At 72.6% G+C, this 12,693-nt stretch carries 11 protein-coding genes; 6 read left to right on the forward strand and 5 right to left on the reverse strand.

Features of this window, described 5'->3' with window-relative positions:
- Nucleotides 1-13 precede the first annotated feature (13 nt).
- The 4 genes from gcvH (at nt 14) to ACS5RC_RS04980 (ending at nt 5,357) form a co-directional block, all read left to right on the forward strand.
- Entirely contained in the window at nt 14-376 is a 363-nt protein-coding gene (gcvH, locus tag ACS5RC_RS04965; RefSeq protein WP_478342727.1) for a glycine cleavage system protein GcvH, read from the forward strand.
- 17 nt (nt 377-393) lie between these two features.
- Entirely contained in the window at nt 394-3,246 is a 2,853-nt protein-coding gene (gene gcvP, locus ACS5RC_RS04970; RefSeq protein WP_478342728.1) for an aminomethyl-transferring glycine dehydrogenase, read from the forward strand.
- Nucleotides 3,247-3,359: 113 nt separating this feature from the next.
- Nucleotides 3,360-4,298, forward strand: coding sequence for a dihydrodipicolinate synthase family protein (locus tag ACS5RC_RS04975; RefSeq protein WP_478342729.1), 939 nt, complete (start codon nt 3,360-3,362; stop codon nt 4,296-4,298).
- A 513-nt stretch (nt 4,299-4,811) separates the two neighbouring features.
- On the forward strand, nt 4,812-5,357 hold the full coding sequence (locus ACS5RC_RS04980; protein ID WP_478342730.1) for a Ros/MucR family transcriptional regulator: 546 nt from the start codon (nt 4,812-4,814) through the stop codon (nt 5,355-5,357).
- Nucleotides 5,358-5,453: 96 nt separating this feature from the next.
- On the opposite strand, the gene ACS5RC_RS04985 is transcribed toward ACS5RC_RS04980, so the two are convergent.
- From ACS5RC_RS04985 to ACS5RC_RS04995, 3 genes are all read right to left on the reverse strand, one after another.
- Nucleotides 5,454-5,771, reverse strand: a complete 318-nt coding sequence (locus ACS5RC_RS04985) for a hypothetical protein (protein WP_478342731.1) — start codon at nt 5,769-5,771, stop codon at nt 5,454-5,456.
- Between the two features lie 175 nt (nt 5,772-5,946).
- Nucleotides 5,947-6,621 (reverse strand): transglutaminase-like cysteine peptidase, encoded by a 675-nt coding sequence (locus ACS5RC_RS04990; protein ID WP_478342732.1) that lies wholly within the window; start codon nt 6,619-6,621, stop codon nt 5,947-5,949.
- A gap of 156 nt (nt 6,622-6,777) precedes the next feature.
- Entirely contained in the window at nt 6,778-7,440 is a 663-nt protein-coding gene (locus ACS5RC_RS04995) for a response regulator (protein ID WP_478342733.1), read from the reverse strand.
- A gap of 344 nt (nt 7,441-7,784) precedes the next feature.
- Between ACS5RC_RS04995 and ACS5RC_RS05000 the strand changes: the two genes are divergently transcribed.
- Both ACS5RC_RS05000 and ACS5RC_RS05005 read left to right on the forward strand, forming a co-directional pair.
- On the forward strand, nt 7,785-8,957 hold the full coding sequence (locus ACS5RC_RS05000; protein WP_478342734.1) for an FIST signal transduction protein: 1,173 nt from the start codon (nt 7,785-7,787) through the stop codon (nt 8,955-8,957).
- Nucleotides 8,958-9,067: 110 nt separating this feature from the next.
- Nucleotides 9,068-10,381, forward strand: a complete 1,314-nt coding sequence (locus ACS5RC_RS05005; RefSeq protein WP_478343413.1) for a hybrid sensor histidine kinase/response regulator — start codon at nt 9,068-9,070, stop codon at nt 10,379-10,381.
- Between the two features lie 9 nt (nt 10,382-10,390).
- On the opposite strand, the gene ACS5RC_RS05010 is transcribed toward ACS5RC_RS05005, so the two are convergent.
- The gene (locus ACS5RC_RS05010; RefSeq protein WP_478342735.1) at nt 10,391-11,728 is read right to left on the reverse strand and encodes a DUF5666 domain-containing protein; all 1,338 of its coding nucleotides are present in this window, start codon (nt 11,726-11,728) and stop codon (nt 10,391-10,393) included.
- A gap of 11 nt (nt 11,729-11,739) precedes the next feature.
- Nucleotides 11,740-12,579, reverse strand: a complete 840-nt coding sequence (locus ACS5RC_RS05015; protein WP_478342736.1) for a DUF6502 family protein — start codon at nt 12,577-12,579, stop codon at nt 11,740-11,742.
- Nucleotides 12,580-12,693: the final 114 nt, after the last annotated feature.

Consider the following 12,693-nt stretch of genomic DNA (forward strand, 5'->3'; position numbering starts at 1 on the left):
GGAGCAGAGACCCATGCTGAGATTCACGCACGAGCACGAGTGGCTGAAGCTTGAGGACGGGATCGCCACGGTCGGCATCACCGCCCACGCCGCCGAGCAGCTCGGGGACCTCGTCTTCGTCGAGCTGCCGAAGGTCGGCGCGGCCCTGACCAAGGGCGCGTCGGCGGCGGTCGTCGAGTCGGTCAAGGCCGCCTCCGACGTCTACGCACCGCTCGACGGCGAGGTCACCGCGGTCAACGAGGCCGTGGTGGCGGCGCCCGAGACCGTCGGCAGCGATCCGCAGGGGGCGGGGTGGCTCTACCGGCTGCGCCTGAAGGACCCGGGCGACATGGACGCCCTGCTGGACGAGGCGGCCTACGCCGCCCTGCCGAAGTGAGCCGCGGGGAGCCCGAGATGACCGCCTACGATCCCTATGACTTCGCCAATCGCCGCCATATCGGCCCGACCGCGGCCGAGATCGGGCAGATGCTCGACGCGGTGGGCGCGCCGAGCCTCGACGCGCTGATGGACGAGACCCTGCCCGCCGACATCCGGCAGGCCGAGGGCCTCGCCTTCGGGCGGCCCCTCACCGAGCGGCGCGCCATCGAGCGCATGCGCGAGACAGCCGACCGCAACCGGCTCCTCGTGTCGCTGATCGGCCAGGGCTACCACGGCACCACCATGCCGCCCGCGATCCAGCGCAACATCTTCGAGAACCCGGCCTGGTACACCGCCTACTCGCCCTACCAGCCGGAGATCAGCCAGGGCCGGCTCGAGGCGCTGCTGAATTTCCAGACGCTGGTCTGCGATCTCACCGGGCTCGACGTCGCCAACGCCTCGCTGCTCGACGAGGCCACCGCGGCGGCCGAGGCGATGGGCATGGCGCGCCGCGTCGCGGCCTCGACGCAGGACGCGTTCTTCGTCGACCGGGACTGCCTGCCCCAGACCATCGCGGTCCTGCGCACCCGCGCCGCGCCGCTCGGCTGGCAGGTGATCGTCGGGGATCCCGAGACCGACCTCGATCCGGGGGCGGTGTTCGGGGCGCTCTTCCAGTATCCGGGCGTGAACGGCGCGATCCACGACGTCGGCCCCCAGATCGCCGCGCTCCACGCGGCCGGCGCCGTCGCGGTGATGGCCGCCGATCCGCTGGCGCTGACGCTGCTCAAGCCGCCCGGCGAGATGGGAGCCGACATCGCGGTCGGCTCGATGCAGCGCTACGGCGTGCCGATGGGCTACGGCGGCCCGCACGCCGCCTACATGGCGACGCGCGACGCCCACAAGCGCGCGCTGCCCGGCCGCATCGTCGGCGTCTCGGTGGACGCCCGCGGCAACCGCGCCTACCGCTTGGCGCTCCAGACCCGCGAGCAGCATATCCGGCGCGAGAAGGCGACCTCGAACATCTGCACCAGCCAAGTGCTGCTCGCCGTCGTCGCCTCGATGTACGCCGTGTTCCACGGGCCGGCCGGGCTGAAGGCCATCGCACAGCGGGTGCATCGCGACGCGGTGCGGCTCGCCGACGGCCTCACGGCGCTCGGCTTCACGGTCGAGCCCGCGCATTTCTTCGACACCATCACGGTCGCGGTCGGCCCGTTCCAGGGCGTGATCCTGGCGAACGCCGTCGCGAACGGCGTGAACCTGCGCAAGGTCGGCGGGGACCGCATCGGCATCACCCTGGACGAGCGCACCCGGCCCGACATCCTGCAGGCGGTCTGGCGCGCCTTCGGGGGCACCGGCGCGGCCTTCGACGCGGCCTCCCTGGAGACCGCGCCCGCGGCGCGGCTGCCCGAGGCCCTGTGCCGGACCTCGGCCTTCCTCACCCACCCGATCTTCCACATGAACCGGGCCGAGAGCGAGATGACGCGCTACATGCGCCGCCTCGCCGACCGCGACCTCGCCCTCGACCGGGCGATGATCCCGCTCGGGTCCTGCACGATGAAGCTCAACGCCACCGCCGAGATGCTGCCGATCTCCTGGCCGGAATTCTCGGAGATCCACCCCTTCGTGCCCGAGGACCAGGCCGCGGGCTACCGCGCGCTGATCGACGACCTCTCGGACAAGCTCTGCGCCATCACCGGCTACGCGGCGATCTCGATGCAGCCGAACTCGGGCGCGCAGGGGGAATATGCGGGCCTGCTCGCGATCCGGGCCTATCACCTGTCGCGCGGCGACGGGCATCGCACGATCTGCCTGATCCCCTCCTCGGCTCACGGCACCAACCCGGCCTCGGCGCAGATGTGCGGGATGAGCGTCGTGGTGGTCGGGGCGGATTCGAACGGCAACGTCGACGTGGCGGACTTCCGCCGCAAGGCCGAGTTGCACGGGCCCAACCTCGCGGCCTGCATGATCACCTACCCGTCGACCCACGGGGTGTTCGAGGCGCGGGTGCGCGAGATCTGCTCGATCACGCATTTCCACGGCGGCCAAGTCTATCTCGACGGCGCCAACCTGAACGCGCTGGTCGGGCTGGCGCGGCCCGGCGACATCGGGGCGGACGTGAGCCACCTCAACCTGCACAAGACCTTCTGCATTCCGCATGGCGGCGGGGGTCCCGGCATGGGGCCGATCGGCGTCAAGGCGCACCTCGTCCCGTTCCTGCCCTCCGATCCGCGCACGGGCGAGGCCGGGGCGGTCTCGGCCGCGCCCTTCGGCTCGGCCTCGATCCTGCCGATCTCGTGGAGCTACTGCCTGATGATGGGCGGGCGCGGCCTGACCCAGGCGACACGGGTGGCGATCCTCAACGCCAACTACATCGCGGCGCGGCTCGCGGGCGCCTACCCGATCCTCTACGCGGGCGAGCGGGGCCGGGTGGCGCACGAGTGCATCGTCGATGTGCGGCCCTTCCAGAAGAGCGCGGGCGTCGGCGTCGAGGACATCGCCAAGCGGCTGATCGATTGCGGCTTCCACCCGCCGACCATGAGCTGGCCCGTGGCCGGGACCCTGATGATCGAGCCGACCGAATCCGAGACCAAGGGCGAGATCGACCGCTTCTGCGACGCCATGCTGGCGATCCGCGAGGAGATCCGGGCGATCGAGGACGGCCGCTCCGACCGCGCGGACAACCCGCTCAAGCACGCGCCGCACACGGTGCAGGACCTGATCGGGCCGTGGGAGCGGCCCTATTCCCGCGAGGCCGCCTGCTTCCCGGCCGGCAGCTTCCGGATGGATAAGTACTGGCCGCCGGTGAACCGCGTCGACAACGCCTACGGCGACCGGAACCTGATGTGCTCCTGCCCGCCACCGGAGAGCTACGAGGCGGCCGCGGAGTGAGGGCGCCCGCCTGACGATCGTCCGCTTGGCGACGCGGGGGCCCGCGGCGTAGACCTTGCCGGCCGTAAAGCCCGGCCGGCAGGGAGCCGCGGCGAAGCCAGGGAATGCCCGGAATGCCCCTCGATGCGACCGCGCGCGGCGTCTACCCGATCGCCCCGACCCCATTCCACCCGGACGGGCGGCTCGACCTCGACTCGATCGACCGCCTGACGGACTTCTACGCGGGCTGCGGCGCGACCGGGCTGACGGTGCTCGGCGTGATGGGCGAGGCGGGCAAGCTCGACCAGGCGGAGGCCATCGCGGTCGCCACGCGCTACATCCGGCGGGCGGACGGCCTGCCGGTGATCGTCGGCGTCTCGGCGCCGGGCTTCGCCGCAATGGCCGCGCTCGCCCGCAGCGCGATGGAGGCGGGGGCGGCGGGCGTGATGATCGCGCCGCCCAACATCCTGCGCACCGACGACCAGATCGTCGGCTACTATGCCCAGGCCGCCGCCGCGATCGGCGCGGACGTGCCCTTCGTGATCCAGGATTATCCGCTGACCTTCAGCGTGGTGATGACGCCGGGCGTCATCCGCCGCATCGTCCAGGACAACCCAGCCTGCGTGATGCTCAAGCACGAGGACTGGCCGGGCCTGGAGAAGATCTCGGCGCTGCGCGGCTTCCAGAGGGACGGGTCTATGCGCCCGATCTCGATCCTGTGCGGCAACGGCGGCCTGTTCCTCGACTTCGAGTGCGAGCGCGGGGCCGACGGCGCGATGACCGGCTACGCCTTCCCCGACATGCTGGTGGACGTGGTGCGCCTGTCGGGTACCGGCGACCGGGACGCCGCCCACGATCTGTTCGACGCCCACCTGCCGCTGCTGCGCTACGAGCAGCAGCCGGGCGTCGGGCTGGCGGTGCGCAAGTATGTCATGGCCCGGCGCGGCCTGATCGCGTCGGACGCCCAGCGCCGCCCGGGCGGCGCGATGAGCGCGGCGGCGACGGCCGAGGTCGAGTACCTGCTCGGGCGCCTCGCCCGGCACGATCCCCGCGCCGCCCTGGCCCCGGTCTGACAGCCCCACTCCGTCAGGTCCCAATCTGCCAGACCGCGGTCTGCCAAGCCCCGGTCTGATAAATCCCGGTCTGCCAAGCCGCCGTGCGATCGTCCCCGCGGCCGAGATCGGCGCCCGCCCGTGCCGGGCGGCTAACATCTGATACATCCACACCGGTATTCGCGGGCACAGCCGCGCGTGAGAAGCAGTCGCTTCCAGAACCGGTGCGGTTTCGGGCAGATCGAAGGTCGCCGCGGGGCATCGGCAAGGCCGAGCGATTGCAAAGGCTTAAGCCGTCCGCAGCGAAGACAGGAGCGCAAGGTCGAACGCCGCCCGCATCCGCACGTCTGTGCTCGCTGCATTGCCCCTGCGGGCAGCTAGACATGCATCCGGATCCAAGCTCGGCTGGCGAGGATCAGGCATATGCCGATCTAGTCACAAGGAATTGCCATTTGATGCTTGCTTTCTTTGATAAATATCATACCTCGATCCGAGGGGGCCGCCGGTCTAGGATGAAGGACGAGGATCGCAAGTATGTCGGACACCGAAGCACCGTCGCAGCCGAGCTACATCGAGCGCACCGTCGATGTCGTCGCGGCCTATGTCTCCAACAATTCGATTCCGACCGCGGAATTGCCGGCCCTCATCGCCAGCGTTCATGAAGCGCTGAATACGATTGCCTCCGGACCAGCCCATGCGGCCGTCGAGACGGTCGAGAAGCCGACGCCGGCCCAGATTCGCAAGTCGATCCGCCCGGATGGACTGATCTCCTTTATCGACGGCAAGGCCTACAAGACGCTCAAGCGTCACCTGACCAAGCACGGCCTCGACCCGCACAGCTACCGCGAGCGCTACGGCCTGCCGGCGGATTACCCGACCACCTCGGCGAACTACTCGGCCCAACGTTCGGCGCTGGCCAAGAGCCTCGGCCTCGGGCAGCCCGGCCGTGCCGCGACGCCTGAGCCGGCCGCCGAGCCGGAGGCCGCCGCCGAGCCAGAGGCCGCACCGTCGAAGCGCGGCGGGCGCAAGAGCGCGGCACCGGCCAAGCGCGGCAGCCGCAAGAGCGTCGAGGCGGCCTGAGCGGCGGCAGGATTGGCCTGGGCCGCGCGTGGACCGCCCGCGCGAACCCGCCTGACCCGTCGCGGCCGGGATAAGCCCGCGCGCGGGATCGGGAAATCAGAGCGCGGCGCGGCGCCCGAGCAGCCAGCCGCGCGCGCGCGCCACCAGCGCCGGGCGCACCTGCGCCGCCTCCGCCGCATCGAGCAGGGGTGAGCGCGCGAGGGCGTCGAGATAGGCGGATTCCGCGTCGCGGCAGGTGCGCAGGGCGGCGTCCGCGGCGAGCGCAGGGCTCGTCAGCAGCGCTCCAGCCTCGAAGTTCCGGTTGAGGCAGCCGTGCCACGCCGTCTGTCGGTCGCCGGCCTCGCCAGCCAGCACCGACGGCGCGAGGCCGACGACGAGACATCCGGCGAGAGCGAGAGACCGGGATCGGATCATGGTGAAGCCGCCGCGAGCGTTGGCGGCAGCCTGCGACCGACGCGGTTAAGATCTCGCTAACCCTGCGATGCCGCACCTGTCCCGCGGTGAGCGGGCGTCATACGGATCCGGGCTTCGCGCGAGCCCCGCGCGGGGCACACGATCAGGTCCCGGCTTCCGGCCAGCGGAAGACGGATCACCGGTTCGCGGTGGTGACGGGCGACGAGACGCCGCCGAGGCTGACCCAGGCGACGGCGTCCTGGCTCTCGCGCTTGACGAAGATGTAGCCGGTGCGGTGCCAGGGCAGGATCTGGTTGGTCTTGTTGTCGAGCACGAGGTCGCCGCGGTCGGTGATCAGGGTGAGCACGGCGTGGCCCTCGCCCTTCTCGTCGATCACCACCGTCATGCGCATGGCCCGCCGCGGCAGCCCGGCGGCGGCCAGGAGGTGGCGCTTGAGCAGCTGGAAGTCCTCGCAATCGCCGATGCCGTCCTCGGCCAAGTCCCAGCGGTCGGGCACGCCCAGGTGCTCCTGGTCGGTCATGGCCTGCACGCTCTTGTTCACGCGCTTGTTGATGGCCACGATGCTCGACCACAGCGCCGGCGTCAGGCTGATGCGCGCCGGCTCGGACCGGTCCGTGGCGCATTCCGCCGCGTAGGACTGGCAGAACGTCACCCACGCCGCCAGTGGCTTCGCCGGGCCGGCCGGGGTGGCGATGCTGGGGGCGGGCAGCGAGGCCAGGGTCTGAGCCTGGGCCGGGAGGCCGGCGCCGGCGAGAAGGGCCGCACCGAACGCCGCGCCGGCGGCGAGGCCGCCCAGGCGCTTCGTCAGGGCCGCCGCAGCATTCCGACGCTTCGAAACCGCGAACCGCATGGCCTTCGATCCAACCCGTTAAGCTCTCGTTAACGGAAGCTCTCACGGCCGAGGCGGCAGGGCAATCGGGGTCTTAACGAAAGGTTAACAGTGTGGGCAACCCTGTGGCGGCGGGGTACCGGACGCGCCCCGCGCGCCCGTGCCGCGGAGGTGGGCTCAGCCCACCGCGACCCCGTGGAGCGCGTCGAAATCGAGGGGCGCGGTGTCGATCACGATCTGGGTCCGGCTGATCACCTCGAGCTTGCGCAGGATCTCGGAGACGTGCGCCTTCACGGTGGAATCGCCGACCTGCAGCTCGTGCGCGATCTGCTTGTTCAGCTTGCCCTGGCGGATCATCATCAGCACGCGCAGCTGCTGCGGCGTCAGCCGGGCCATGCGCTCGGCCAGGGGCGTCTTGCGCGAGCGGGGAGAGGCGGGTGCCGGCCCGTCGGCGAGGCCCGGCGGGATCACCAGGGCCCCCGAGAGCACGTCGGAGATCGCCTGCGTCAGCGTCGCCCGGTCGACGGCCTTCGGCACGAAGCCGGCCGCCCCGTGCTGAAGCGCCTCCCGCATGATGCGCGGATCCTCGTGGCCCGAGACGATCAGGATCGGCACCCGCGGGAAGCGGGCGCGCACCGTGATCAGCCCGTCGAAGCCCGCCACGCCCTGCATCGAGAGATCGAGCAGGGTGAGGTCGATCCCGCTGTTGCGGCCGAGCACGGCGCAGGCGTCGGCGATGCTGTCGGCCTCGTGCAGGACCGCGTCCGGGTAGGCGATCCGGATCGCGCTGCTCAGGGCGTCCCGGAACAGCGGATGGTCGTCGACGATCAGAATGTCCATGGGCTGTCCATCCGCGCGCTCCCGCCGCGCTCGGCCGTCCGGCTCGTTCCCCCTGCACGGTGGCGCGCATTCTCCCAGATGCGCGCCAGCCGGACAATGCTGCCGCTCTCGGCCATTCGGCGGAGACGCGGGACCCGTGGTCGGAGCCGGGCTCCGACCTGCGGGCGGACCCGCGGGCCGGGATGTCCACGGGCGAACGGGGCGCGACCGGCGCCGCGGTTGCGCCGTCCGGCCCTAGGCGACATAATTCATGCTCGGCAACGACGTGCTGCACAAGAACAGGCCCGCCGGACCGGATATTCGAGGACGCGACGCGTTCAGGGCCAGAGGTGGGGCGAGGGCACATGGGACAGGGACCGCGGATGCGCGTCCACCTGTGCGGCATCAGGACGGCCTGGACCGAGGCGGAATCCGCCGAGACGGCCGCCGCCGAGATCGCGGAGGCGGTCGGCCCGGGCGCGGCCCAGCTCGTGGTGTTCTTCGCGCCCGCCTACGACCCCGAGAGCCTGTTGCGCGCCCTGGAGGCGCGCTTTCCCGGCACGCCGATCGCCGGCTGCACCAGTTCCGGCAGCATATCGCCGGAGGGCGGCCTGGAGCGCGGGCTCGTGGCGATCGCGTTCCCGCGCGAGGGCTTCCGCATCGTCTCGACGCTCCTCGACGCGATCGACCATCTCGACGTCGAGCGCACCGCCTCGGCGGTCCGGGCTCTGCGCCGCAGCCTCGGCCCCCAGGACGGGGATCCCGAATCCGCCTCGGCCGGGCGCTGCTTCGCGCTCTCGCTGATCGACGGCCTCGCCAATGCCGAGGAGACGGTGGTCTCGGCCATTGCCTGGGCGCTCGACGGCATCCCTCTCGTCGGCGGCTCGGCGGGCGACGATCTCACCTTCCGGGACGCGGTGGTGCTGCATGGCGGCGGCATCCACCGGCGTGCCGCCGCCGTGCTGCTCGTCGAGACCGACTGTCCCGTGCAGATCTTCAAGAGCGACAATTTCGAGCCGACGGCGACGAAGTTCGTGGTCACCGCCTCGGACGGCGAGCGGCGCATCGTGCACGAGCTGAACGCCGAGCCCGCCGCCCGCGAATACGCGATGGCGGTGGGTCTCGATCCGGAAGGGCTCACACCGATGAGCTTTGCCGCCTACCCGCTCGCCGTGAAGGTCGGCGGCGAGTATTTCTGCCGCTCGATCCGGCGCCTGAACCCGGACGGCAGCCTGAGCTTCTTCTGCGCCATCGACGAGGGCGTCGTGCTGACCCTGGCCGAGCCGCGCGACATCGTGGCGACCACCCGGGACGAACTCCTGCGCCTCGACGCGGCGCTCGGCGGCATCGACCTGATCATCGGCTTCGAGTGCGTGCTGCGCCGGCTCGACGCCGAGAGCCGGCAGGTGCGCCAGGGCGTCGCCGACCTCTACCGGCGCTTCAACGTGGTGGGCTTCGAGACCTTCGGCGAGCAGTACCGGGCGATGCACCTGAACCAGACCTTCACGGGCATCGCCATCGGCCGGCGCCCGTCGTGAGCGCGGCGGTGCTGGACCTGAAGGGCGGGCGCGAGCCGGCGGGTGAGGGCGAGACCGAGGCGGCCCTGCGTCGCCGGGTGGCGAAGCTGGAGCGCATCAACGCCGCGCTGATGGCGCATGTGGAGCGCAGCACGGACCAGCACGGCGGCGCCTACGCCCTGTTCCAGACCGCCATCACCCTCGAGGGCCGCGTCCGCAGCCGCACCGAGGAACTGACCGCGCTGATGCACCGGCTCGAGCATTCCAACGCCGCCCTGGTGGCGGCCAAGGAGGAGGCCGAGACCGCCAACCGCTCCAAGACCCGCTTCCTCACCGCGGCGAGCCACGACCTGCTGCAGCCGCTCAACGCCGCCCGGCTCTCGCTCTCGGCGCTCGCCGACCTGCCGCTCGGCCCGGACGCGCACCTGATCGCGGGGCAGGTGGAGCGCGGCCTGCAGACGATCGAGGACCTGATCAAGACGCTTCTCGACATCTCGAAGCTCGATGCCGGGATCGTGCGGCCGGACCTGCGGGCGCTCGACCTGCCGGACCTGCTCGCGGGGCTCGCCGCGAGCTTCAAGCCCTTCGCCGAGCGCAAGGGCCTGCGCCTCGCGGTGCGCTGCCCGGAGCTGACGGTGACGAGCGATCCGGTGCTGCTGCGGCGCATCCTGCAAAACCTCGTCTCGAACGCCGTGCGCTACACCGCCTCCGGCGGCGTGCTGATCGTCGCGCGGCCCCGGGGCGCGCATATCCGCATCGACGTGATCGATACCGGCTGCGGCATCGGGCCGGACGAGCGCGACCTCGTCTTCGACGAGTTCTACCGCGGCGGCTCGCGGGAGGTCCGCGCCGGCGCCTCCGAGCCCCGCGGCGGGGACCGGGATCGCCCGGCCGATACCGGCGAGCCGGGCCTCGGCCTCGGCCTCTCGATCGTCCGGCGCATGGCCGCGGCCCTCGACCATCCGCTGGCCCTGATCTCGCGCCTCCGCCACGGCACCCGGGTCTCGCTGACGCTGCCCGCGAGCGCCGCGCCCGCGCAGGCGGAGCCGCGGCCGGTCCCGGTGGCGACCCGGCTGTCCGGCGCCCGGGTGCTGATCGTGGAGAACGACGCCTCCACTGCCGATGCCCTGACGCGGCTGCTGCGGAACTGGGAGGCCGAGGTCTCGGCCTTCCGCGACCTCGCGGGGGTGCGGGCGGCGATCGAGGCCGGGGCGCCCGAGCCCGACGTGCTGATCCTCGACTACCATCTCGACGACGGCGCCTGCGGCCTCGACGTCGCCGCCTATCTGCGCAGCACCTGTCCGGCCCCGCTGCCGATCATCCTGACCACGGCCGATTACGCGCCCGAGATCGAGGACCAGGCCGGGCTGCTCGGGGCGGAGCTGGTGCGCAAGCCGATCAAGCCGGCGCAGCTGCGCTCGCTCCTCACCTTCATGCTGACCTGACGCACGGCCTCAACGCCGGCCCCCGAAGCCTCCGGGCCCGCCCAGGCCGGGGCCGCCGAGACCGCCCGGAGCCCCGAGACCGCCCGGGCCGCCCAGACCTCCGGGCGCTCCCAGGCCGCCCGGGACGCCCAGACCGCCCGGCCCCCGGAATTCGCCCGGATTGCCCAATCCGCCCGGATTGCCCAGTCCACCCGGACCGCCGAATCCGCCCGCCCCGTTCGGTCCGAGCCCGCCGCCCGGCCGGGTGTCGATGCCCAGGCCACGCGGCCCCTCGAAGCCGCCGGGGCGCGCGGTCTCGCCGGGACCGAAGCCCCGGCCGCGCTCCTGGCCCGGCAGGCCGCGCAGATCGAGGTGGTCGCGCTCGAAGGCCGGCCCCTCGAAGCGCTGCGGCCGGCCCTCGGCCGGCGGCGCGATCCGGTCCTCGACACGCAGGCGCTCGACGGTGAGGCGGCCGTCGCCCGATACCTCCGTGCTCAGCACCGCGCGCACGCTGCCGCGCCGGGGCACGCCGCCCTCCGGCGCTCCCGCCACGTCGAGGCCGGAGCCCAGCGCCAGCCCGCCCTTGCGGCGGCCGATATAGGCCTCGATCGAGGCCTTGCGGATGCCCGGCGGCAGGCCCGCCTCGGCCGCGTCCCGAACCTGGAGCGCGCCTTCGCGCATCTGCCCGTCGACGAGGGCGCGCCGGCCCGCCGGCAGCGCCTCGGCGCCCGCGAGCCTGAGGCCGCCGATCATCGGGGTGCCGTCGGGCCCGCGCCGCACCGGGCCGGCGACGCGGTCGGGCCCGGGCCCGCGCGGCTCGATCAGGCTCGCCACCACCACGCCGTCCGGGCGGCGCAGGCCGCTCACCGCCACGCGCTGTCCGACGCGCCAGGATCCGCCCGGATCCGCGACGGCGACGCGCTGGCCGAGCACCGTGAGGCGGCCCCCGGCGACGGATTCGATCGGGCCGACCACCTCGCTCAGCACGTCGATGCGGCGCGTGGCGAGACCTTCGCCCTCCGGCCGCGCGACGACGCGGACGACGTGGCCGATGCGCAGATCCGAGGCCCGGGCCGGCGCGCCGTCGATATGGACCGCGACGTCCTCCGGATAGGCGATGCGCAGACCGTTCACCACGATGGAGCCGAAGCGCCGGATCGTCCCGATCACGCCGGTGCCGCCGATGCCGCGGTCACCCTCGCCCGGCGCCTCGGTCGGGCGCGCGCCGGTGCCGCCGATGCCCTGGTCGCGGATCGGCGGCTCGGGCGGCACGCCCTGCGCCGGGGCCCGGCCGGGCAGGCAGAGCCCGCCGAGCCCGGCCAGCAGGTGCAGGACGCGGCGTCGGCTCGGGGCGGGATCGCGCCCCACGCGCCCGCCCCTCACCGGCCGGCGGACGTCTGCGGGGCGGGCGCGACCGCCTCGGCATAGACGTAGAGGCCGAAATTCCAGCGGTGCTCGCCCCCCACATCGGTCTCGCAGGCGGCGTGGGCCTCGCGGTTGGCCTGCTGCAGCGCCTCCATGGCGATCTCGCGCGCCCGTGCCTCGAGCCGCCGGGCGAGGTCCTCGGAGAGGCCGTCGTAATGCACCGCGCGCTCGAGGAAGCGGGGCGCCTCGCCCATGATGTTGGCGACGCTCGCGGCGATGTGGTCGTGCAGGTTGCGGCCGAAATAGTAGAGCTGCGGCTCGCCGCCGCCCTTGGGCACGTAGGCCGCCTCGGCCAGCACGATCCGGTCCCCGGCATCGAGGCTCGCCAGGCCGCGGTCGAGCCACTCGTCGAGCACCGCGCGGGGGCGCAGGTCGCGGGTGACGCCCGAGACGAGGGCCTCGAACGACGGCGCCTCGCCGGGCGCCGCGCGCGGGAGCGGCAGCGGCCGTCCCTGCCCGTCTGTGAAGCGCGGATCGGCGAGCCAGCGGGCGATGATCCGGCTGGTGCGCGAGACCACGGCCGGCACCGCGCTCACCGGCGCGCCGGCCCCGCGCAGGCGGCGCACCTCCTTGCGGTGGATGCCGGTGAGCAGCGAGACGCGGCTGTCCGTCTGCTCCTTGCCGGGCAGGGCGAAGTCGTACTCCGCCACGTTGACGTAGAGCTCGCGCAGCAGGTTCGTCAGCGCCGGGAAGGTGATGCCGCGGGCCACGAACAGGCGCACCAGCGGCCGCAGCAGGCGGGCCACCGGCGCGTGCAGGCTCGCGCCCTCGGGGGATGCGGTCTCGTCCGACATGGACCAAACCATACCCGCGGGATCGTGGGATACAATCCCACAGGGTGCGCCAACGCACAGGCTTCGCCGCTTTTCGCGTTGACGTGTGATTTTTGCCCACGTAATTCTGGCGTG

The organism is Methylobacterium sp. HJ2, from assembly GCF_056431005.1.